This window comes from Amycolatopsis sp. EV170708-02-1 (genome assembly GCF_022479115.1).
Classification (GTDB): domain Bacteria; phylum Actinomycetota; class Actinomycetes; order Mycobacteriales; family Pseudonocardiaceae; genus Amycolatopsis.
This window is the reverse complement of record NZ_CP092497.1, coordinates 9,593,562-9,615,004: the sequence shown is the minus strand read 5'-3', so window position 1 is coordinate 9,615,004 and position 21,443 is coordinate 9,593,562. Positions and strand designations below refer to the sequence as shown.

The 21,443-nt window shown below is 69.0% G+C and carries 19 protein-coding genes and 1 pseudogene; 7 read left to right on the top strand and 13 right to left on the bottom strand.

Annotation, left to right across the window (positions count from 1 at the left end):
- Nucleotides 1-36: 36 nt before the first annotated feature.
- Nucleotides 37-1,881 carry a prolyl oligopeptidase family serine peptidase gene (locus tag MJQ72_RS44310; protein ID WP_240596888.1) on the top strand — a complete coding sequence of 615 codons (1,845 nt, stop codon included), beginning with the start codon at nt 37-39 and terminating at the stop codon, nt 1,879-1,881.
- Between the two features lie 15 nt (nt 1,882-1,896).
- Here the strand turns inward: MJQ72_RS44310 and MJQ72_RS44305 are convergent, their stop codons facing one another.
- From MJQ72_RS44305 to MJQ72_RS44280, 6 genes and pseudogenes are all read right to left on the bottom strand, one after another.
- Nucleotides 1,897-2,082 (bottom strand): 2-hydroxymuconate tautomerase, encoded by a 186-nt coding sequence (locus tag MJQ72_RS44305; protein WP_101611157.1) that lies wholly within the window; start codon nt 2,080-2,082, stop codon nt 1,897-1,899.
- 10 nt (nt 2,083-2,092) lie between these two features.
- A pseudogene (locus MJQ72_RS44300) lies at nt 2,093-2,718 on the bottom strand (TIGR03085 family metal-binding protein).
- A 62-nt stretch (nt 2,719-2,780) separates the two neighbouring features.
- Entirely contained in the window at nt 2,781-4,178 is a 1,398-nt protein-coding gene (locus tag MJQ72_RS44295; RefSeq protein ID WP_240596887.1) for a glutamate decarboxylase, read from the bottom strand.
- A 71-nt stretch (nt 4,179-4,249) separates the two neighbouring features.
- Entirely contained in the window at nt 4,250-4,726 is a 477-nt protein-coding gene (locus tag MJQ72_RS44290) for a Dps family protein (protein ID WP_240596886.1), read from the bottom strand.
- A 57-nt stretch (nt 4,727-4,783) separates the two neighbouring features.
- Complete coding sequence (locus MJQ72_RS44285) at nt 4,784-5,206, bottom strand: organic hydroperoxide resistance protein (protein WP_240596885.1); 423 nt, start codon at nt 5,204-5,206, stop codon at nt 4,784-4,786.
- Between the two features lie 138 nt (nt 5,207-5,344).
- A complete protein-coding gene (locus tag MJQ72_RS44280; protein WP_240596884.1) occupies nt 5,345-5,920 on the bottom strand; it encodes an NADPH-dependent FMN reductase in 576 nt (191 codons plus the stop codon).
- 147 nt (nt 5,921-6,067) lie between these two features.
- On the opposite strand from MJQ72_RS44280, the gene MJQ72_RS44275 reads away from it, so the two are divergent.
- Nucleotides 6,068-7,114, top strand: a complete 1,047-nt coding sequence (locus MJQ72_RS44275; protein WP_240596883.1) for an alpha/beta hydrolase — start codon at nt 6,068-6,070, stop codon at nt 7,112-7,114.
- Nucleotides 7,115-7,216: 102 nt separating this feature from the next.
- Here MJQ72_RS44275 and MJQ72_RS44270 read toward each other — a convergent pair whose 3' ends face one another.
- A complete protein-coding gene (locus MJQ72_RS44270) occupies nt 7,217-7,747 on the bottom strand; it encodes a hypothetical protein (RefSeq protein ID WP_240596882.1) in 531 nt (176 codons plus the stop codon).
- 433 nt (nt 7,748-8,180) lie between these two features.
- The gene (locus MJQ72_RS44265) at nt 8,181-9,623 is read right to left on the bottom strand and encodes a catalase (protein WP_240596881.1); all 1,443 of its coding nucleotides are present in this window, start codon (nt 9,621-9,623) and stop codon (nt 8,181-8,183) included.
- 208 nt (nt 9,624-9,831) lie between these two features.
- On the opposite strand from MJQ72_RS44265, the gene MJQ72_RS44260 reads away from it, so the two are divergent.
- A complete protein-coding gene (locus MJQ72_RS44260) occupies nt 9,832-10,974 on the top strand; it encodes an MFS transporter (protein ID WP_240601596.1) in 1,143 nt (380 codons plus the stop codon).
- 85 nt (nt 10,975-11,059) lie between these two features.
- Here MJQ72_RS44260 and MJQ72_RS44255 read toward each other — a convergent pair whose 3' ends face one another.
- A complete protein-coding gene (locus tag MJQ72_RS44255; protein ID WP_240596880.1) occupies nt 11,060-11,431 on the bottom strand; it encodes a hypothetical protein in 372 nt (123 codons plus the stop codon).
- A gap of 115 nt (nt 11,432-11,546) precedes the next feature.
- A complete protein-coding gene (locus MJQ72_RS44250) occupies nt 11,547-12,737 on the bottom strand; it encodes an RtcB family protein (protein WP_038521118.1) in 1,191 nt (396 codons plus the stop codon).
- A gap of 240 nt (nt 12,738-12,977) precedes the next feature.
- On the opposite strand from MJQ72_RS44250, the gene MJQ72_RS44245 reads away from it, so the two are divergent.
- Together MJQ72_RS44245 and MJQ72_RS44240 are read left to right on the top strand one after the other, a co-directional pair.
- On the top strand, nt 12,978-14,477 hold the full coding sequence (locus tag MJQ72_RS44245; RefSeq protein ID WP_240596879.1) for a M48 family metallopeptidase: 1,500 nt from the start codon (nt 12,978-12,980) through the stop codon (nt 14,475-14,477).
- Between the two features lie 9 nt (nt 14,478-14,486).
- Nucleotides 14,487-15,587 carry a DUF4034 domain-containing protein gene (locus MJQ72_RS44240; RefSeq protein WP_240596878.1) on the top strand — a complete coding sequence of 367 codons (1,101 nt, stop codon included), beginning with the start codon at nt 14,487-14,489 and terminating at the stop codon, nt 15,585-15,587.
- Nucleotides 15,588-15,892: 305 nt separating this feature from the next.
- Here the strand turns inward: MJQ72_RS44240 and MJQ72_RS44235 are convergent, their stop codons facing one another.
- The gene (locus tag MJQ72_RS44235) at nt 15,893-16,933 is read right to left on the bottom strand and encodes an aspartate-semialdehyde dehydrogenase (protein WP_240596877.1); all 1,041 of its coding nucleotides are present in this window, start codon (nt 16,931-16,933) and stop codon (nt 15,893-15,895) included.
- On the bottom strand, nt 16,933-18,198 hold the full coding sequence (locus MJQ72_RS44230) for an aspartate kinase (protein ID WP_240596876.1): 1,266 nt from the start codon (nt 18,196-18,198) through the stop codon (nt 16,933-16,935). The genes MJQ72_RS44235 and MJQ72_RS44230 overlap by 1 nt, the downstream gene beginning before the upstream one ends.
- A gap of 281 nt (nt 18,199-18,479) precedes the next feature.
- Between MJQ72_RS44230 and MJQ72_RS44225 the strand changes: the two genes are divergently transcribed.
- Nucleotides 18,480-19,076: a nitroreductase family protein gene (locus tag MJQ72_RS44225; RefSeq protein ID WP_240596875.1), complete on the top strand. Its 597-nt coding sequence runs from the start codon at nt 18,480-18,482 to the stop codon at nt 19,074-19,076.
- Here MJQ72_RS44225 and MJQ72_RS44220 read toward each other — a convergent pair.
- Nucleotides 19,037-20,497 (bottom strand): MFS transporter, encoded by a 1,461-nt coding sequence (locus tag MJQ72_RS44220; protein WP_240596874.1) that lies wholly within the window; start codon nt 20,495-20,497, stop codon nt 19,037-19,039. The genes MJQ72_RS44225 and MJQ72_RS44220 overlap by 40 nt on opposite strands.
- Nucleotides 20,498-20,600: 103 nt before the next feature.
- On the opposite strand from MJQ72_RS44220, the gene MJQ72_RS44215 reads away from it, so the two are divergent.
- The gene (locus MJQ72_RS44215) at nt 20,601-21,440 is read left to right on the top strand and encodes a helix-turn-helix transcriptional regulator (RefSeq protein ID WP_240596873.1); all 840 of its coding nucleotides are present in this window, start codon (nt 20,601-20,603) and stop codon (nt 21,438-21,440) included.
- Nucleotides 21,441-21,443 lie beyond the last annotated feature (3 nt).

Below are 21,443 nucleotides of genomic sequence, written 5' to 3'. Positions count from 1 at the left end.
GCACACAGTACGGCTCTCCAGTGGCAGGATCGAGGGGTGAGCACGCAGCCAGGCACTGAATATCCGTCCGCGGCGGTCCCGGACCGCCTGTTCGACGACTCCGAAGCCGAGACCAGGTGGCGGGCCCGCTTCCACGCGCCGCGCATCTCGGTCCCCGAGTGGGCCATCGACGCCCCCAGCGCGAACGTCTACGTCTCCAACGCCAGCGGCGTCTGGGAGGTCTACTCCTGGGACCGGTCGACCGGTGAGCACCGCCGCGTCACCGATCGGCCCAACGGCACCATGCACGCGACCCCGTCCCCCGACGGCCGCTGGATCTGGTGGTTCAACGACACCGACGGCGACGAATTCGGCTCCTGGGTCCGCGAACCGTTCGCGCCGGGCGCCGCCGCCGAGCGCGCGGTGCCGGACGTCCACGACGGCTACCCCGCCGGGCTCGAGATCGGCACGCGGGTGATCGCGGTCGGCGTCTCGACCGACGACGGCAGCGAACTCTTCGCCCATATCGACGGCGAGACCACCAGCTTCTACAAGCACGAAGACGACGCCGGGATCGCCTCGCTTTCGCGCGACGAGTCGCTGCTCGCGATCTCCCACTCGGAACACGGTGATTCACGACACCCCGCGCTCCGCGTCCTGTCGACGGACGGCTTCACCACCATTGCCGACAAATGGGACGGCGAGGGCAAAGGCCTCGGCGCGCTCGAGTACTCGCCGGTCGCCGGCGATCAGCGGTTGCTGGTGCTGCACGAGCGGCGCGGTCGCGAAGAGCTCTTGATCTGGGACACCGCCGCGGACACCGAGCAGGAGATCGAACTGGATCTGCCCGGCGAGGTCGTCGCGGGCTGGTACCCCGACGCGCGGGCACTGCTCGTCGTCCACTTCCACCAAGGCCGCAGTTCCCTGCACCGCTACGACCTCACGACCGGCGAACTGTCCTCTTTGGACACGCCACCCGGCCGGATCGGCGGCGCGGGAGTGCGCCCCGACGGCACCGTCGAGTACTCGTGGTCCAGCGCCGCGCAGCCGACGGCCGTACGCGCGCGGACGGCGGACGGCGCGGACTCCGTGCTCCTCGAACCGCCCGGCGAGCGTGCCCCCGAGTCCGCACCGGTCACCGACGCGTTCGTCGACGGGATCGGCGGGCAGATCCACGCGCTGGTCTCACGTCCGGCCGGTGCGCCCGAGGGCCCGCTTCCGACGATCTTCTCCTTGCACGGCGGGCCGCATTCGGCCGACGAGGACCGCTTCTCCGCGTACCGTGCCGTCTGGCTCGACGCCGGATTCGCCGTCGTCGAGGTCAACTACCGCGGCTCGACCGGCTACGGCTCGGCCTGGCGCGACGCCATCGAAGGCCGCCCTGGCCTGACCGAGCTCGAAGACGTCGCCGCCGTGCACGACTGGGCAGTCCAAAGTGGACTCTCGGACCCGGAGAAGTGCGTGGTGAACGGCGCTTCGTGGGGCGGGTACCTGAGCCTGCTGGCCTTGGGCACCCAGCCGGCGCGCTGGGCGGCGGGGATCGCCGGAGTGCCGGTGGCGGACTACGTCGCCGCGTACGAGGACGAGATGGAGCAGCTCCGGTCGTTCGACAGGGCGCTGTTCGGCGGCTCGCCGGAGACGGTGCCGGCGGTGTACCGGGAATGCTCGCCGATCACCTACGTCGAGGCCGTGACGGCGCCGGTGCTGGTGCTCGCCGGGGACAACGACCCGCGCTGCCCGATCCGGCAGGTCGAGAACTACCTCGACAGGCTCGCGAAGCGGGAGATCCCGTTCGAGTTCTACCGGTTCGACGCCGGCCACGGGTCGCTGGTGATCGCCGAGACGATCAAGCAGACCGCGATCGAGGTGTTCTTCGCGCAGCGAGCCGTCGGGCTCCGCTGAGCCCGGCGATCGGGGTCAGCGTTCGGAGAAGAGAGTCCCGCCGGACGCCCAGTGTTCGGCGGGAATCTCGTTGATCGTCACCCAGACGCCTTCGGCTTTGCCGCCACAGGTGCGGACGAAGGCGTCGGTCACCTCCCGCACGAGGGCCTGCTTCTGCTCGGCCGTGCGGCCGGGGAACATCGAAACACTGATCATCGGCATGACCGGAACTCTAAAGGCCGCGGTCGTGCTTCCGGAGCCTGTCCACCGCGTAGGCGTCGCCTTCGAAGGTGATCCGGGCGGCGTCGCGGCCGAAGACGAACAGCAGCAACTCGATCGGCGCGCCGATCACGGTCACCGTGTCCGGGCCTTCCTTCACCCGCGCTTCGCGGCCTTCGGGGTCTTCAGGATCACGCCGACCGGTGATTTCCGCAGGTTCAGCTTCGAGGCCTGTTTCGCCGATTTCCACGCCGCCGCGTCACGCGCGGAGTCCGCCGGGCGTGGTTCCCAGCCGGGCTGCCCTCGGCGGACGTCCTCGTGGTGGATCAGGAACTCCGCGCTGTTCGCCAGCTCGTCGAGCGCGCCGATCGACGTCGGCCAGTACCAGGCGGGGCCGGACCGGACCTTGCCGACGACCTCGGACCACGGCCGCGCGGCGTAGGAGTCCTGCACGCGCTGCGTGTACGAAGCGAGCGCGGGCACCAGGATGCCGGGCGCCGCGTCGGGCCGCCGCTCGCGGACCAGCAGATGCGCCGCGAGATCCCGCGTCTTCCAGCCCGCGCACAGGGTCGGCGCGTCCGGGCCGACCTCTTCGAAAAGCTCGCTCAACGCACGACGTTCGTCTCCGGCGACTCCCATACCCCACGACGTTACGCGCCGGTAGGGCCCGGGGAAATCCGGCGTGACGCAGGGCACCCGGCTCAGTGATGGAACGCGGTCCGCGGTCGTGGGCCGTGATCGAGCTCGGGCAGCAGGCGCCGGAGATCGGCGAGCAGCAGATCGGCGAGGTCGTGGGTGAAACCGTTGCGCACCACGATCCTCAGCACCGCGAGATCGGTCCGGTTCTCCGGGAACGTGTACGCCGGGACGAGCCAACCGCGTTCGCGAAGCCGCCGTGACACGTCGAAGACGTCGAAGCCTTCGACGTCCGGCTTCGTCGTGAAGGCGAACACGGGCAGCTGATCGCCACGCGTCAGCAGTTCGAACGGGCCGAGCTCGGCGATCCCGTCCGCCAGCTGGGTCGCGACGTCACGCGAAGCCTGTTGCACGGCACGGAAACCTTCGCGGCCCAGCCGGACGAACGTGTAGTACTGCGCGGCCACCTCGGCGCCGGGGCGGGAGAAGTTCAGCGCGAAAGTCGGCATGTCGCCACCGAGGTAGTTGACGGTGAAGACCAGCTCTTCCGGCAACGCCTCCTTGTCGCGCCACACCACCCAGCCGACGCCGGGATAGACCAGCCCGTACTTGTGCCCGGAGGTGTTGATCGACGCCACTCGCGGCAGGCGGAAGTCCCAGCTCAGCCCGGGGTCGAGGAACGGCGCGATCATCGCGCCCGAAGCGCCGTCGACGTGCACGGGGATGTCCCAGCCGGAGCGCTCCGCCAGGCCGTCGAGCGCGGCGGCGATCTCGGCGACCGGCTCGTAGCTGCCGTCGAAAGTGGACCCGAGGATCGCGACGACGCCGATCGTGTTCTCGTCGCAGCGGGCGATCGCCTCGTCGGCGGTGAGGTGGAAGCGGTCGCCGTCCATCGGCACCAGCCGCGGCTCGACCTCCCAGTATTCGCAGAACTTCTCCCAGCAGACCTGAACGTTCGCGCCCATCACCAGATTCGGCTTCCCGGTGCGGCCCAGTTTCGACCAGCGGCGTTTCAACGCCATGCCGGCGAGCATGCAGGCTTCCGACGAACCGGTGGTGGAGCAGCCCATGATCGCGGTGGGATCGGGCGCGTGCCACAGATCGGCGAGGATGTTGACGCAGCGGCGCTCGAGTTCCGCGGTCTGCGGGTACTCGTCCTTGTCGATCATGTTCTTGTCGACGCATTCGGCCATCAGCTCGCGGGCCTGCGGCTCCATCCACGTGGTGACGAACGTGGCGAGGTTGAGCCGGGCGTTCCCGTCGAGCATCAGCTCGTCGCGCACCAGCTGGAGCGCGGTGTCGGGCGGGAGCGGGTCTTCGGCGAGGCTGTCGTGCGGGAGACGGATGTTCGCGGCGAGCGCGGGATACGCGCCGGCGTACAGCGGGTTGGTTCCGGCCTTGCGGTCCTGGCCGGAGGCTCGATCGGAGGCCGGATCGGGCGCGGTTCCCTTGTGCAGCACCATGAGTCGAACGGTAGCGTTTCGTGAGTGGCAAGGACGGTTCTAACCGTCCTTACCACTCACGAGGGGGAGGGTCAGGCCTGCTGCGCCTGCCACATCCAGTGCGCCTTTTCGAGCTCCTGGGTGATCTCGATGAGGAGGTCCTGGGTGACCAGGTCGCTCTTGTCGGTCTCGTCGATGCGCTTGCGCAGCCGTTCGATCAGCGCCGCGAGGATGCCGACGATCGCGGCGACCGTGGACTCGACGGACTGCCAGTTGTCCGGGTAGTCCGGCAGGCCGGAGCTCTCCACGACGGCCTTCGCCTGGCCGTTCGGCGAGACACCGATGGCGTTGGCGCGCTCGGCGACCTCGTCGACGTACTGGCGCGCGGTGGCGACCAGCTCGTCGAGCTGCAGGTGCGCGCTGCGGAAGTTCGCGCCGACGACGTTCCAGTGGGCCTGCTTCGCGATCAGCGACAGGTCCACCAGATCGACCAGCGTGGCCTGCAAGGCGTTACCGGTGATCTCCTTGTCGGCTTCGCTCAACGGACTCTGGATCGGAGACTTGCCCATTTTCGGTCTTCCTTTCAGAAATCAGTCGGTTCGGGATGGGACCTGCCGCGTGCGGGATCAGACCGACGCGGACAGCGCGACCTCGATGTTGCCGCGGGTCGCGTTCGAGTAGGGGCACACCTGGTGCGCCTGCTCGACGAGCTGATCGGCCTGCGCCTGCTCCAAGCCGGGCAGCGAAACCTTGAGCGCCACGCCGAGACCGAAGCCCGCGCCCTGCTTGAGCACGCTGACCTCGGCGGTGACGGTGGAGCCGTCCAGCGTCACCTTCGCCTGGCGCGCGACGAGCTGCAGCGCGGAGTGGAAACAGGCGGAGTAGCCGGCGGCGAAGAGCTGCTCGGGGTTCGTCTTGTCCCCGCCGGGCCCGCCCATCTCCTTCGGGATCGCCAGCGACTCGTCGATGACGCCGTCGGAGGACGTGACCTCACCGTTGCGGCCGTCGCCGCGAGCGGTGGCCACAGCGGTGTACAGAGCCTCAGCCATTCTTCGCCTACCTTCTGGTCTCAAGACACGCCCCGTTGAGCGTCTCTTCGGTGTCAACGTCCCGCAACCGCGAAACCTTGCCACCCCATGGCAGGCATCACTTCCGGGAATTACCCGGACGATGACCGGAGCAAACGACTAGTGATCAGCGTGACTCAGCGCGAACTCGGCGACCTGGCTTCCGATCAGGCGGAGCGTGCGGACGCTCTTCTCGTCCGAGGCGCCGCCGGCTTCGTCGAATTTGGTCTCCGCGGTGTTGATCGAACCACCCAAAGGGGTGGCCCAGCCGCGCAGCGCGTGCGTGATCGTGCGCAGCTGCTCCAGCGTGGTGACGGCGGCCTGCCAGCCATAGGCGACGGCGGCGAGGCCGACCGCGCGGCCGTCGAGATACGGGCGGGCGTCGTCGCGCAGGTCTTCGACGTAGTCCAGGGCGTTCTTGACCAGGCCGGACAGCGCGCCGTGGTAGCCGGGCGAGACGACGATGATCCCGTCGGCGCGGCGGATCGCTTCGACCAGCCGGGTGGCGCGCTCGTGCCGCTCGGCAAGCGCGGTGTCGTAGAACGGCAACACCAGTTCGGGCCCGGAGATCAGCTCCGTGGTGACTCCGGCCTCGGCCGCGGCGCCGAGCGCGATCCGCAGCGCGCGCTCGGATTGCGAACCCTCCCGCAGAGAGCCGCCGATACCGAGGACATGCACCGAGTTCGTCGAAGTCACGCTTTCGAGGCTAACCCCTCTACTTAAGTGGAGGACCAGGATCTGGAACGGAGGCCTGCGTCACACCCGTTCGCCGCAACGGCCGCGTTCCCGCTGGACGGCATACCTACTCGAAAGTAACCTGGCGGGAAGCCCCCAGGAGGAAGCATGGCGATACCGCTCCAGATCCGTGCCGAGGCCGCGTTTTCGCAGCTGGCGTTCTGGCTCCCGAGGCCGGTCAGACGGGCCATCGCCGGGCCGCCGCTACGCCTGGACGGACAGGAACTGGCGTTGGACGCCCAGCTCCTGCTCCGCCTGCAGAAACTGGCGAAGGCGTCGCTGGTGCGGGGAAGCGTCGAAGAGTCGCGCAGCATGCTCCTGGCCAGCAGGCATCTGGTGAGCGGGCCGACGATCGAACCGGTCGCCACCAGGGAACTGCTCATCCCCACGGGTGACGGCGACGTGCCTGCAACGCTCTACACACCGGCCGGGCTGCCCGACCCGTCCGGGCTGCTCGTGTTCTTCCACGGCGGCGGCTGGGTGGTCGGCAGCCGCGCCTCCCACGACAACAGCGTCCGCTACCTGGCGAAACAGGCGGGAGTGCGGGTTCTTTCGGTGGAATACCGGCTCGCGCCGGAGACGCGGTTCCCCGGCGCCACCGAAGACGCGATCGCGGCGTTCGAGTACGCCTACGCGAAAGCGAGGGATCTGGGCGCGGACCCGGCGCGCATCGCCGTCGGCGGCGACAGCGCGGGCGGGAACCTCGCGGCGGTGACCGCGCAGCAGGCGGTGAAACGCGGCGGCGGGGTGCCCGCGTTCCAGCTGCTGTTCTATCCGGCGACCGATTTCACCGTGCGCCGCCGCTCCCGGGAATTGTTCGCGGAGGACCTGTTCCTCACCGATTCGGATATGACCTGGTTCGAAGGACATTACGTGCCGAAGGGCACCGATCTGTACAACCCGAAACTCTCCCCGTTGCACGGCGATGTTTCCGGATTACCGCCCGCCTATATCGCGACGGCCGGATTCGATCCGTTGCGCGACGAGGGCGAGGCTTACGCGGAGAAATTGCGGAAAGCGGGTGTTCCGGTGGCGCTCAGCCGCCAGCCGGACCTGATCCACGGGTATCTCAACTTCCTCGGCGTCGGACGGCGGTTCCGCGAGGCGACGGCCGAGGCGGCGGGAGCCCTGCGGGTGGGCCTCGCGCCCCGGTGACGGCCAGAGCCCGAGTGGGGAGAAATGTCCCCACTCGGGCCCCGGCCCCCATTTCGTGGCCCGCCGCCCTGCACGGCGGAACCGGACGACTCCCTTGGTCTCCTAGGGCGTGGGGAGTGGCACAGGCGGTACCGGAAGCGGCGGGACAGGGAGCCCGCCGAGCAGGCCGCCGAGAATGCCGGTCACGGCCGCGAGCAGGGCTTTCACCAGGTCGCTGACGATCTTCAGCGGTCCGGGAAGGTCCGGGAGCGACGGGATCGGCACCGGCAGCGGCGGCAGCTGACGTGCCTTGGCGGTCGGGTCGGCCAGCAGCCTGCTGGACTCGACGGACCGGCCCTGGGCCAGATCGCCGAGCTTCTGCGTTTCGGTCTGGATCTGGTAGCGCTTGCCCGTGGCGATGTCACCGAGGACGGGGCTCAGCTTGTCCAAGTCCGCCCGCGTCTTGGCGACGTCACCGGCGTAGGCCACCTTGGTGAGGCCGTCCCGCATCTGCAGCACCTGCGCGGCGAGCGCCTGCGTGTTCGACGAACCCTTTCCACCATCGGTACCAGCCGTCGCGGCGCCGGCCGAGGCCACCGCCAACAGACTGCCGGTGGCGACCACGGCAATCATCCGGGCAATGTTGCCTTTCATTCCTTACCTCCTGGCCTCTGGGACCTGACGAGGTAAATCGATACCCGCCGTATCGGCCGAACACCACCCGATCACCGGTTGGAACCGATTTCTAACCCTTACGTGCCGGATTCATTCCCGGGGAAGACCCCCGCAATTGATTAACGTCGAAATCTTGTGCTTCCCCCTGAAGATCATCCTTTCGCCGCCGATTTATGACCAGCAGTGACCGGCCGACACCGTGGAACGGCTCGTTCACCCACACCGGTGTAAACGGTGATCGTTTGGCTTCATCACTCCGTCGGACAGGCGTGTCGCACTGCTCCACTCGGGTTGTCCCCCACGCACGCCACGCCCACTTCTGGTTTCACATGCGAGTGGGGACATGGAAACGCCCCCGGTGCGCGCACCGGGGGCGTTCGGTGGTGGGAGCAGCCTCTCGAAGAGAGGTCCTCTACTTGCGGAAAGCGTCCGCGACCTTGTCGCCGAGGTCCTTGTCGACGTTCCGCCAGTACTCGAAGACGCGCTCCAGCACCGGCTGGGAGACGTCGTTCGAAGCGTGGCCGATGATGTTGTCCGCGAGCCGCTGACGCTGCGCGTCGTCCATCACGTCGCGCACGAGCGTGCCCGGCTGGCCGAAGTCGTCGTCCTCGGCGTGGAGCTTGTACGCCGACCGGATGACCTCGTCCTCCACGCCGTAGCCCGAAGCGGTCTCGGAGGCGATCTCCGCGCTCGCGTGCGGGCCGCCGTAGGAGTTCGGCGCGTACACCGGGTCGCCCGGGTTGTTGTAGCGCATCGCGCCGTCACGCGAGTAGCTGTTCACCGGGGACTTCGGCGCGTTGACCGGCAGCTGCGTGTAGTTCGCGCCGATCCGGTAGCGGTGCGCGTCCGGGTACGCGAACAGACGGCCCTGCAGCATCTTGTCGGGCGACGGGCCGATCCCCGGCACCAGGTTGGACGGCTCGAACGCGGCCTGCTCGATCTCCGCGAAGTAGTTCGCCGGATTGCGGTCGAGCACCCAGCGGCCGACCTTGATCAGCGGGTAGTCGCCCTTCGGCCACACCTTGGTCAGGTCGAACGGGTTGAACCGGTAGTCCGCGGCCTCGGCGTACGGCATCACCTGGACGTACAGCGTCCAGCTGGGGTGGTTGCCCTGCTTGATGTTCTTGAACAGGTCGCGGATGTAGTAGTCGGAGTCCTCGCCCGCGATCCGGTCCGCGTCGGCCTGCGGCAGGTAGCCGATGCCCTGGTCGGTCTTGAAGTGGTACTTGACCCAGAACTTCTCGCCGCCGGCGTTCTCCCACAGGTAGGTGTGCGAGCCGAAGCCGTCCATCTCCCGCCAGTTCGACGGGATGCCGCGGTCGCCCATCAGCCAGGTGACCTGGTGCGCGGACTCGGGCCGAAGCGTCCAGAAGTCCCACTGGATGTCGTGGTCGCGCAGGTGGTTGTCGGCGCGGCGCTTCTGCGAGTGGATGAAGTCGGGGAACTTGATCGGGTCGCGGATGAAGAACACCGGGGTGTTGTTGCCGACGAGGTCGTAGTTGCCTTCGGAGGTGTAGAACTTCACCGCGAAGCCGCGCGGGTCGCGCCACGTGTCGGGCGAGCCGTTCTCGCCGGCGACCGACGAGAACCGGACCAGGCTCTCGGTGCGCACGCCGGGCTGGAACAACGCGGCCTTCGTGAACTGACTGACGTCCTCCGTGACCTCGAGGAAGCCGTGCGCGCCGCCGCCCTTGGCGTGGACGACGCGCTCCGGCACACGTTCGCGGTTGAACTGGGCGTTCTTCTCGATCAGGTAGTGGTCCTGCAGCAGGATCGGGCCGTTGGCGCCTACCGTCAGGGAGTCGTTGTCGCTCGCGACGGGGATGCCCACGTTGTTCGTGGTCGGCAGGGTCACGCCGGTGCCTCCTGGTTCGTGGTGGTGAGCGGTCAGTCACCACCACCCTCCCGGCTAATCTGGAATCAGTCAAGAAACCACCCCGGACCGGGTGACCCGTGCCTCCCCGAAAAAAACTTGCACGTGCGTACCAAGTTACGTTCTCATCGGTCATATGGCCCTCGCTCCGTATCGTCGCGTGTTAGCCGTGCCCGGAGTTCCCAGCTCGATGCTGCTGATGTTCCTGGCCCGGCTCCCGATGACGGCCATGGGCGTGACGATGACGCTGTACGTGGTCAACGATCTCGGCCGCGGCTACGGCGCGGCCGGGCTGATCGGCGCCGCCACCACGCTCGGCAGCGCGATCGGGGCACCACTCGTCGGCAGGTACGTCGACCGCTACGGGCTGCGGCCGGTCGTCGCGATCTGCGGGCTCGCCTCGTCGACGTTCTGGATCAGCGCGCCACATCTGCCGTATCAGGTGCTGCTCGCGGTCGCGCTCCCCGCGGGGGTGCTGTCGGTGCCGGCCGGAACGCTCGCGCGGCTGGTGCTCACCGCGCTCGTGCCGCTGGAGCAGCGGCGAGCGGCCTATTCGCTGGACACGATCCTGGTGGAGGCGTCGTTCATGATCGGGCCGTCGGCCGGGATCATGGCGATCACGCAGCTCCCCGCGGTTTACGCGCTCACCGGTATCGGGGTCTGCTTCGCGCTTTCGGCGACGCTGATCTACCGGCAGAACCCGCCGATCCGCGCCGAGGCCGACGCCGAGGTGTTCACCGGGGAGCGGCCGCCCGTGCGGAGCTGGCTCACCGGACGGCTCGTGATGGCGATGTTCATCGCCGCGGGCGCGCTGTTCTGCCTGGTCGGCATGGAGCTCGCCGCGCTGGCGACGCTGCGCGCGAGCGGTGACATCGCCTGGTCGGGCCTGTTGATCACGCTGATGTGCGTCGCGTCCGTCCTCGGCGGGGCGATCCACGGCGCGGTCCGGCGGTCGCTTTCGCAGGGCACGCTGATGGTGCTGCTCGCGGTGCTGACGCTGCCGGTCGGGCTGATCTCGGAGCCGTGGTGGCTGCTGGCGATCGTGCTCTTCCCGAGCAACGTGCTGTGCGCGCCGACGCTCGCGGCGAGTACGGAGACGGTCAGCGCGGCGGCCCCGCCGCGGGTGCGCGGTGAGGCGATGGGACTGCTGGACGCGGCCAGCCGGATCGGGCTGGCCATCGGGAGCCCGATCATCGGGTTCGTGATCGACCATTCGAGCCCGGGCTGGGGGTTCGCGGCGTCGGCGCTGGGCGCGCTGGCGATCGCCTCGGTCGGCCTGTTCTGGCGCCGGTCCCGGACGCCCGCCCAGGTGCCCGCGCTCTCCTCCTCCTGAAGTGAGCCGAGAGGGCCCTTCACCGCATGCGACGCGGTGAAGGGCCCTTTCGTGGCGTCATGCGGGGAAAGGCCTTCAGCTCCGGCTAGGCGCAGACCTTGCGGAGGGCCTCGATCTGGTCGAGGTTGCGCTTGGTCCAGTCCGCGACCTTGCCCGCGTCCTGGATGTTCTCCTTCTGCACCTGCAGATACGAGTCGGCCATGCCGGTGAGCGCGCTCGCGACGTTCTGCTCGCCGACGCTGTTCGCCAGCTCACGCAGGCGCTTCTCCTTGTCCGCGGCGCGCTCCTTGATCGTCGCCGGGTCCGGATTGAGGTCGGCGAGGCTGAGCGCCTCGGCGCAGGCGCCGACCTTCGTCGCGGCCTTGTTCGTCTGATCGACGGCGTTCGTGACCTCGCTGCAGCCCGCAAGCACGAGCCCGGCGGCCGCCAGTAGCGCCGCGATTCCCAACCTCTTCATGAGTCGAATGTAGCCAGCCAGGCGAAGCCTGTCAGTTGAGGGCCGTGGTGGGGCGGGGTCCGGGTAGCGAGAAACGTGGGTGGTATGTCGGGTTCCCCGGCGCACCACCCACGTTTCAGCCCTTCACGCAGACGACCTGCTTGAGGTGCGCGACCACCTCGACGAGGTCCGTCTGCGCCTTGATCACCGTTTCGATGTCCTTGTACGCGGCCGGGATCTCGTCCACCACACCGGAGTCCTTGCGGCATTCCACGCCGGCGGTCTGCGCGGCGAGGTCTTCGGCGGTGTACAGCTTCTTGGCCTTGTTCCGCGACATCCGGCGGCCCGCCCCGTGCGACGCGGACTGGAAGGACGACGCGTTCCCGAGGCCGCGCACGATGTACGAACCGGTGCCCATGCTGCCCGGGATGATCCCGAGGTCACCCGAACCCGCGCGGATCGCGCCCTTGCGGGTCACCAGCAGGTCGACGCCGTCGTAGGTCTCCTCGGCGACGTAGTTGTGATGGCAGCTGATCGCGTCGTCGAACGTCGTCTGCGGCACGACGTCCTTCAGCGCCTGCTTCACGAGCGCGACCATGGTGGCGCGGTTGCGCGCCGCGTAGTCCTGCGCCCAGAAGAGGTCGCGCCGGTACGCCTGCATCTCCGGCGTGCCCGCGACGAACACCGCGAGGTCCGGATCCGGCAGATCCGCGTTGTGCGGCAGCTTCCGCGCGACGGCCATATGCCGCTCCGCGAGCTCCTTGCCGATGTTGCGCGAACCGGAGTGCAGCATCAGCCATACGCGGCCTTCGTCCTCGCCGCCCTGTTCGAGGCAGACCTCGATGAAGTGGTTACCGCCGCCGAGGCTCCCGATCTGGCGCGACGCGCGGTCGTGCAGTTCCTGGACGCCGGGGTGCAGGTCGCCGAAGGACTTCCAGAAGGCGTCCCAGCCACCGACACCGTGCACCTTCGCCGGGTTCACCGGGGTCTTGTGCAGGCCGAACCCGACCGGGACGGCCGATTCGATCCGGCGGCGGAGCTTCAGCAGGTCGTCGGGCAGGTCGGCGGCGGTGAGCGAGGTCCGCACCGCGCTCATCCCGCAGCCGATGTCCACGCCGACGGCGGCCGGGGACACCGCGTCGCGCATCGCGATCACGCTGCCGACGGTCGCGCCCTTGCCGTAGTGGACGTCGGGCATGACCGCGACGCCGTGCACCCACGGCAGGTTGGCGACGTTGTGCAGCTGCCGCATGGCCTGGTCCTCGACCGATGCGGGGTCCGCCCACATCCGGATCGGAACCCGCGAGCCTTCGACCGCCGTGTACATGACTTCCCCTTCGTGGAAAACGTTTTGTCGCCGTTGAGAATGCACCGATCGGGCGAACCGGACAAGGCAATTACCCAGCTCCACAATGGACAGTCCACATGCGACATGTCTGCCCCGGGGTGATGTTCATCGCGAAGTCTTCGATCGTATTCGAAAAGTGATCGGCCGCGCGAGGCGCTTCGGGCACAATGAGCGCTCGGTGTCGGGGGTACACCAACTCTGGGGAAGGTCCGTTTCACAGTGAAGTCTTTTCGTGGGCTGCTCGCTGCCGTCCTGCTGGCGGGGTTCCCGCTGCTGGTGCTCGCGTTCGTCGGCGGGATCGTGACACTCGAAGTACTGGCTTTGCAGCACAACGTCATGGCGGCGATCAAGCTCGGCATCATCACCGTGCCGGTCGGCTGGATCCTGCTCAAGACCCTGCTCACGGTCGAGCGGGTGACCGACGACGACGTACCCGGCGTCCAGGTGACGCCGGAGTCCCAACCCGCGCTCTGGGCGCTGGTCCGGGAGCTGGCGGCCGAGGCGGGCACCCGTCCGCCGGACGAGATCTACCTCGATCCGGACGTCAACGCCGCGGTCACCGAGCGCACCTCGTGGCTCGGGCTGCGGGTGCTGCGCCGTCGCATGATCATCGGTGTGCCGCTGATCATGGGGCTGCGCCAGGACCAGTTCCGCGCCGTGCTCGCGCACGAACTCGGGCATTACAGCAACAAGGACACCCGCTTCGCCGCCCTGACCTATCGCGGGCGCAAGTCGATCGCGCGAGTGGTCGAAGGCCTCGACCGCGACGGCTATTTCGAGCGCTTCGTCGGCTGGCTCTTCAAGCAGTACGCGAAGCTGTATTTCGTCGTCTCGATGAGTGTCTGCCGGGCTCAGGAGCTCGCGGCCGACGCCGTCTCGGCACGGCTCGCGGGCACCGACGCGGCGACCTCGGCCCTGCGCGAGATCGAAGCGCTGGCCGTCACCTGGCGGTTCTTCATGAACAACTACGCCGCGATCGGCTGGGACGCGGGATATCTCCCGGACCGGTTCGGCGAGGGCTACCGCGCGCTGCTCACCGACCCGGCCCGCGCGGAGCAGATGGAGGAGATGCGCCGGAACCCGCCGGAGGGCGAGACCTCGCGATGGGACTCGCATCCGGCCACCCGGGACCGCGTCGCGACGCTCGAAGCGGGCACCGTGATCCCGGTCCGTCCCGGCGGCGAACGTCCGGCGACCGAACTGCTGACCGGCGCCGAGAAGATGCTCGACGAGGCGCTGTTCACCGTCTTCTCCGACGAGGCGCACACGAAACGGCGGACGGACTGGCAGTCGCTGGTCGCCATCGGCCATCGTCACGCCGCCGCCGAAGCGGCCGCCGAGATCCTGGGCGAACGCACCCTGGACATGGCGCTGGACCTGCTCGACGCGGGCAGGCACGAGGAGCTGGCCGATCCCGGCGCGGCGCCGCCCGCCGGAGCCGGGCAGCGGGCCCGCCGCGAGTTCGCCGCCGTCTCGGTCCGACGGCGGCTGGCGGTCGTCGTCCACGCGGCGCTCACCGACGTCGGCGCGGGGCGATGGTCGCTTTCGTGGTCCGGGCCGGCGCCGTTCACCGTGGACGAGCCGCTGGAAGACCGGCTGGCGCCCGCCCTCGACCAGGCCACCGCGGCCGAATCCGACACCGCGCCACTGCGCGCGCTGCTGACCGCCGCCGGAGTGCCCGCCGGCTACCGGCCGGCCCTCACTCTTGTTCGTTCTTAAGGAGTTTCCGTGCTTTGGCTGTTCAAGTCCCGTCAACGCAAGGCCGTCTTCGCCGTGATGAAGGAGGCGAAGCGACGCGGCGTCAGCATCGACGAACTCAACGACCAGCTGACGCCGGAAGAGTTCGCCGCGCTGCTACCGCCGGAGAAGCCCAAGTTCAAGGGCAGGATCCCGGACGTCACGCGCTGGGGTCTCCCGGCCGACGGCGAGGTGTCGGCCAAGGAGTACTGGACCGACGAGGAGATCCTCGCCGTACAGGAATCGACCGCCCGCGGGGAGTGGGAAGGGGCCGCCGCGCTGCTGGCGTCGACCCGCGGGAACTGGGCTCGCCGCGATCAGGTGACCGGCGTGCTCGGTGACGCCGCCGCGAAGGACGACGAGTGGCTGCGGGCGTGGCGGAAGGCCCGCCCCGGCGACCCTGGCGCGGCGCTCGTCAACGCGGATTCACTGGTGAGCGTGGCTTGGGAGGTGCGCAGTTCACACCAGGCGAAGCACGTCACGCAGGAGCAGTTCGCAGCCTTCTTCCGAGTGCTGGAGCAGGCCGAGGAGGCCGTGCACGAGGCGGCGGAGCTGGCTCCCGAAGACCCGACGCCGTGGGTGACCGCGCTCACGATCGCGATGGGGCGGCAGTACGAGAACGACCAGTACCGGAAGGTCTGGGCGGAACTCGTCGCCCGCGACCCGCGGCATCGCGGCGCGCACTCGCGGGCCTTGCAGTACTGGTGCCAGAAGTGGTTCGGCTCGAACGAGCTGATGTGGGAGTTCGCCGAGACCGCCGCGGCGAAGTCGCCGGACCTGGCCCCGCTGCTGCTGCGCGCCGCGCACGAAGCCGAGTTCCAGGACGTGCCCGCGTGGCGTTCGCCGCGGGTGTCCGGCGCGCTCGACGGGATCCTGGCGCTGCTCGACGGCGAGGACTACCCGGAGAAACGAGGAGACCGGGCGTACCTGGCGAAGGCGCTCGTGGAGAACGGGCGCTTCGACGAGGCCGTCGAGCAGTTCCGGCAGCTGGGGACGCGGGCGGACGGCGGGGTGTGGTCCTACAGCGCGGATCCTCGGGCCGAGTTCCTGGCCACGCGGTACGCGGCTTGTGCGGGTGCGACTAAGCCCTGAGGCGTTCAGGAGCCGCCCCGTCGCGTGACTGGGTGGACGGCACGTGTGATCAGACGGACGGCACACGTGACTGGACGGACGGCACACGTGCGCGGCCGCTCCGCCGCGAGTCGTCCGCCTGGACACACGTGTCGTCCGTCTGATCACGCGCGTCGTCCCGGCAGTCACGCGTGCCGTCCGTCTGAAGGCACCTGGGACACGGTCGGCGCTGCCCCTGAACGCGGGTGTCAGAGGACCAGCGGACGCAACGAACGGTCCGTTCCTTGCGAAATTCGCGAGGAAAGGACCGTTCCTTGCACGCCGGGTCAGGAGTTCGCGGCGACCAGTTCCGCGATCTGCACGGCGTTGAGCGCCGCGCCCTTCCGCAGGTTGTCGTTCGACAGGAACAGCACCAGGCCGCGACCGCCGTCGACGCCCGGATCCGTCCGCAGCCGGCCGACGTACGACGGGTCCTGGCCGGCGGCCTGCAGCGGGGTCGGGATGTCCGACAGCTCCACGCCGGGCGCGCCGGTCAGCAGCTCGGTCGCACGGGCGACGGAAAGCGGCTGCGCGAACTCGGCGTTGATCGAGATCGAGTGCCCCGAGAACACCGGCACCCGCACACAGGTGCACGAGACCAGCAGCTCCGGGATGCTCAGGATCTTGCGGCTCTCGTTGCGGAACTTCTTCTCCTCGTCCGTCTCGAACTCGCCATCGTCCACAATGGACCCGGCCAGCGGGAGGACGTTGTGCGCGATGGGCCGCGCGTACTTCTTCGGCTCGGGGAAGGTCACCGCCGCGCCGTCGTGAGTCAGGGCGCCCGCGTTCGCCGCCGCGGCGGCGAGCTGGCCTTCCAGCTCCTCGACGCCGGCGAGCCCGCTGCCGGACACCGCCTGGTAGGTGCTGGCGACCAGCCGCACCAGGCCGGCTTCGGCGTGCAACGGCTTGAGCACCGGCATCGCGGCCATGGTGGTGCAGTTGGGGTTCGCGATGATCCCCTTGCGCGCCTCCTTGACCGCCTCCGGGTTGACCTCGCTGACGATCAGCGGGACGTCCGGGTCCATCCGCCACGCCGACGAGTTGTCGATCACCGTGGCACCGGCGGCGGCGAACCGTTCCGCCTGGGCCTTGGAGGTCGAGCCACCGGCGGAGAACAGCGCGATGTCCAAACCGGACGGATCCGCGGTCGTCGCGTCCTCGATGACGATTTCCCCGTCACGCCAAGGAAGCTTCGAACCGGCGGACCGCGCCGAAGCGAAGTACCGCATTTCGGCGACCGGGAAACCCCGTTCGGCCAGCAGACGGCGCATCACGCCGCCGACCTGACCGGTCGCCCCGACCACACCTACCCGCAAACCTTCCGACATCAGCGACCACTCCCCGCGTAGACGACGGCTTCTTCGTCGCCGCCGAGTTCGAACGCCTCGTGGATCGCGCGCACCGCGTCGTCGAGCTGCGCGTCCCGGATGAGCACCGAGATCCGGATCTCCGAGGTGTTGATGATTTCGATGTTGACGCCCGACTGCGCGAGCGCCTCGCAGAACGTCGCCGTGACACCGGGGTGCGAACGCATCCCCGCGCCGACGAGCGACACCTTGCCGACATGGTCGTCGTAGAGGACGGACTCGAAGCCGATCTCGTCCTTGATCTTCTCCAGCGACTGCACGGCCTTGGCCCCGTTGGCCTTCGACAGCGTGAAGGTGATGTCGGTGCGGCCGGAGACGGTGCTGGACACGTTCTGCAGCACCATGTCGATGTCGATCTCGTCGTCGGCGATCACCCGGAAGATCCTGGCGGCGGCACCGGCGTGGTCCGGCACTCCGGTCACCGTGATCTTGGCTTCGGAGCGGTCGTGCGCCACACCGGTGATCAACGCTTGTTCCACGGGGATCTCCTCGATAGAACCGGTCACCGTGGTGCCCGGCTTGTCACTGTAGGAAGAACGGACTCGGATCGGGACGCCGTAGCGGCGCGCGTACTCCACCGAGCGCAGGTGCAGGATCTTCGATCCGCTCGCGGCGAGCTCCAGCATCTCCTCGTAGGCGATGGTGTCGAGCTTGCGGGCGTCGGAGACGACCCGCGGGTCGGCGGTGTACACACCGTCCACATCGGAATAGATCTCGCAGACGTCGGCGTTCAGCGCCGCGGCCAGCGCGACGGCGGTGGTGTCCGAACCGCCGCGGCCGAGGGTGGTGATGTCCTTGGTGTCCTGCGACACGCCCTGGAACCCGGCCACCAGCGCGATGTAGCCCTGGTCGAGGGCCTCCGTCACGCGGCTGGGGCTGACGTCGATGATCCGCGCGTTGCCGTGCACCGACGTCGTCACCACACCGGCCTGCGAGCCGGTGAACGACCAGGCCTCCGCGCCGTGCGCCGAGATCGCCATCGCCACCAGCGAGTTGGAGATGCGCTCACCCGCGGTGAGCAGCATGTCCATCTCGCGCTCCGGCGGAGCCGGGTTGACCTGCTGAGCCAGGTCGAGCAGCTCGTCCGTCGTGTCGCCCATGGCGGAGCAGACGACGACCACGTCGTTGCCCGCCTTCTTGGTGGCGACGATGCGTTCCGCGACGCGTTTGATCCGGTCGGCACTTTCCAGCGACGAACCGCCGTACTTCTGGACCACGAGGGCCACGCCCGAACCTCCTCGACGGGCCGGGCGTGCTCCTCGTGGGCACCGAGGAGCCCCCGCGTCCCTTATTTGGGCGAAAGCCTACCGGGGTCACGCACGCCCGCCACCCTCGTAAGTGGTCCTGACCACCACTTCGAGGACTCCTGGAAGTAAATCTTCCTTAACACCAACGAAATAGTCGGAGGCCTTTCACTTTAGTGACGGAGAGCACCCCTTGTTATCCATCCATGCCCCCGCCGCCACCCTCAAACGAGGAGCTTCGCTCCGCTGTATCTTCCCTAGCCGTGCACAAACCAGCCGACACAAGTACCCCGATCGCGTCGATCCTGGCCCACCGCTGGAGCCCGCGCGCCTACGACGAGGCCGCCACGGTGTCCGAAGACCAGCTCCGCGCGCTGCTCGAAGCGGCGCGCTGGGCGCCGTCGTTCGGCAACACCCAGCCCGCCCGCTACCTGGTCGGCCTTCGGGGCACGCCGTCGTTCGACCGCATCCTCTCGACGCTCAACTCGGGCAACCGCGCGTGGGCCCATCGCGCCGGGCTGCTGCTGATCGGCGTGATGGTGACCACGAACGAGAAGGGCGACGTCCCGTACGCCGAGTACGGGCTGGGGCTGGCGAGCGAGAACCTCGTGCTCCAGGCCGTCGACCTCGGCCTGATCGCGCACCAGATGGCAGGCTTCTCCGCCGAGGCGGCGAAGGACTTCTTCGGTCTCCCCGACGACGTCGTCCCCAAGGTCGCCATCGCGGTCGGCCACCCCGCGGACCCGTCGGTGCTCGAAGAGGACTGGCGGATCGAGCGCGAGAAGGCACCGCGCGAGCGGGTTCCCCTGGCTGAATTCGCCTACGCCGACGCCTGGGGCACGAGCGCCTTCTCCGAGTGAGGGAGCCATCGCAGAGCGAGAGCCCCTAGCCCGACGTGCAGCAGGCTGAGCACCGCGACGGCGGTGTGCAGGCCGGCGACGAAAGCCTCCTTCGCGTCAAGAGCGGCCGCAGGCGCGATATCGAGGGTTTCGCCGAGGGTGGGCGCGACGTCCGGGCCCGTCAGGCGGAACACCAGCGCGGCGAGCGAGCCCATGAGCGCGATCCCCAGCGCGTTGCCGATCTCGTTGCTCGTCTCGGCGATGGCGCCCGCGGCTCCCGCCCGTTCGGAGGGCACCGCCGCGACGGCCGTGTCGGCCACCACGCTGAACGAGATGCCGTAGCCGATCCCGGCGACCACCGTCGACGCGACGTACCAGCCCGCCCCGCCGGTGACGCCGGTCATCAGCAGCAGCGCCAGCCCGGCGGCGATGGAGAAATGGCAGGCGACCAGCGCCGTCCGCTTGCCGACGCGGTCGACCAGCGCGGGCGTGACGACGCACATGATCGTGAGGACGGCCGCGCCGGGCAGCGCCAGCAGCGCCGCGTGCAGGACGGGCAGTCCGAGCACGGACTGCAGGTGGATACCCGACAGGTACGCGGCCGCCGACCACGCGGCGAGCGGCACCAGCCCGGTGACGATCGCGACCGTGAAGACACGGTCGCGGAACAGGGAGAACTCGATCAGCGGCTGCTCCAGCCCTCGCTGCCGCCGGACGAACCACGTCAGCAGCGCGGCGCCGGTGATCCCGGTGGAGACCGCGAACACGGAGAGACCGTCGGCGGCCGCGTGCTTGATCCCGTAGATCGCCAGCAGGAGGCCGGCGGCGGAGAGCGCCACGCTCAGCACGTCGACCCGGCCTTTCCCGGTCGCCCGCACCTCGCGCAGCAGCACCGGCGCGAGCGCCAGGAACACCGCGATCACCGGCAGGTTGACCAGGAAGACCGAGCCCCACGGGTATCGCTCCAGCAGGACCCCGCCGACGACCGGGCCGATCGCGAAACCGGCGGCGAACGCGGCCGCGAAGATCCCGATGGCACGCGCCCGCCGCCGCGGATCGGGGAAGAGTTCGCTCAGCACGGCGAGCGCGGACGGCAGCAGCGTCGCACCCGCCAGCCCCATCAGCGCGCGGAAGAAGACGAGCGTTTCCGGATTCGGCGCGAAGGCCGCGCCCGCCGAGCCGAGGCCGAACACGGCGGAGCCGATCATCAGCAGCTTCAGCCGTCCGTACCGGTCGCCGATGGCGCCGAACGCGATCAGCAGCGAGCCGACCGCGAAACCGTAGACGTCCAGGATCCACAACGCCTGATCGGCCGTGGGAGTGAGCGCTTGGCCGATCCTGGGCATCGCGAGGAACAGGATCGATCCGTCCATCGAGACCAGGAACACCGGGCAGAGGATCACCAGTAGGCCGAACCAGGCCCGGGTGTGCTGTCGTGTCATGCCCTCGACGCTGTACCGGCTTCGAGGGAGCAGCCATCCCCGTGCCATGGGTACACCTCGCGGGTACACCCACGCGGCGGGCGAAGTACTTAGGCTCGGAGGCATGGAAAGCCTCGGCGTTTACCTCAAAAGCCGTCGTGACCGGGTGACTCCCGCCGAGATCGGCCTGCGCACCTACGGCACCTCCCGCCGCGTGCCCGGGCTGCGCCGCGAGGAGCTCGCCCAGCTCGCCGGGGTGAGCGCCGGGTACTACACGCGGCTTGAACAGGGCCTGGCCGAGACCGCTTCACAGCAGGTGCTCGACGCGCTCGCCCGCGCGCTGCGGCTCGACGACGTCGAAACCACGCACCTGCACAACCTCGCCCGGCGGTCCTCGCTTCCGAAGATGTCCGACCCAGGCCCGGAAGAACCGCATCCCCGGGTGCTCGCGCTGCTGGAGAACCTCGGCGAGACCGTGCCCGCGCTCGTCTTCGGCCGTCGCGGCGACGTGCTCGCGTGGAACCACGGCGGGCACTCGCTCATGGCCGAACATCTCGACTTCGACGCGCCGAAGGATCCGGAACGGCGGCCGTCGCTGCCCCGGATGTTCTTCCTCGACCCGCTCACCCGCGAGCTGCACCGGAACCGTGCCGAACTGGCCCCGATCCATGTCGCCTATCTGCGGTTGACCGCCGGTCGCTACCCCACCGACGCGCGCCTCGCCGCACTCATCGGCGAATTGACCATGCGCAGCGACGAATTCGCGAGGCTCTGGGCGACCGGCGACGTCGCCGACTGCACCGTCGGCGCCCTGTGGTTGCGGCATCCGACGGTCGGCACGCTCGGCGTCGACTACCAGGTGTGGCTCCAGCCCGACAGTCCCGACCACCGGCTGGAGATCTACACCCCGAAGGACCCGGGATCCGCCGACGCGGTGAAGCTGCTGACCGGGTTCGATCGCTAACCT

Excerpts from the sequence above, each read along its gene's own strand:
- MJQ72_RS44270 (WP_240596882.1), bottom strand. The coding sequence starts at position 7,747 with ATGAAAGGCAACATTGCCCGGATGATTGCCGTGGTCGCCACCGGCAGT.
- MJQ72_RS44220 (WP_240596874.1), bottom strand. The coding sequence starts at position 20,497 with ATGACACGACAGCACACCCGGGCCTGGTTCGGCCTACTGGTGATCCTC.
- MJQ72_RS44250 (WP_038521118.1), bottom strand. The coding sequence starts at position 12,737 with ATGTACACGGCGGTCGAAGGCTCGCGGGTTCCGATCCGGATGTGGGCG.
- MJQ72_RS44235 (WP_240596877.1), bottom strand. The coding sequence starts at position 16,933 with ATGTCGGAAGGTTTGCGGGTAGGTGTGGTCGGGGCGACCGGTCAGGTC.
- MJQ72_RS44290 (WP_240596886.1), bottom strand. The coding sequence starts at position 4,726 with ATGGGCAAGTCTCCGATCCAGAGTCCGTTGAGCGAAGCCGACAAGGAG.
- MJQ72_RS44295 (WP_240596887.1), bottom strand. The coding sequence starts at position 4,178 with ATGGTGCTGCACAAGGGAACCGCGCCCGATCCGGCCTCCGATCGAGCC.
- MJQ72_RS44275 (WP_240596883.1), top strand. The coding sequence starts at position 6,068 with ATGGCGATACCGCTCCAGATCCGTGCCGAGGCCGCGTTTTCGCAGCTG.
- MJQ72_RS44215 (WP_240596873.1), top strand. The coding sequence starts at position 20,601 with ATGGAAAGCCTCGGCGTTTACCTCAAAAGCCGTCGTGACCGGGTGACT.
- MJQ72_RS44255 (WP_240596880.1), bottom strand. The coding sequence starts at position 11,431 with ATGAAGAGGTTGGGAATCGCGGCGCTACTGGCGGCCGCCGGGCTCGTG.
- MJQ72_RS44260 (WP_240601596.1), top strand. The coding sequence starts at position 9,832 with ATGCTGCTGATGTTCCTGGCCCGGCTCCCGATGACGGCCATGGGCGTG.
- MJQ72_RS44305 (WP_101611157.1), bottom strand. The coding sequence starts at position 2,082 with ATGCCGATGATCAGTGTTTCGATGTTCCCCGGCCGCACGGCCGAGCAG.
- MJQ72_RS44285 (WP_240596885.1), bottom strand. The coding sequence starts at position 5,206 with ATGGCTGAGGCTCTGTACACCGCTGTGGCCACCGCTCGCGGCGACGGC.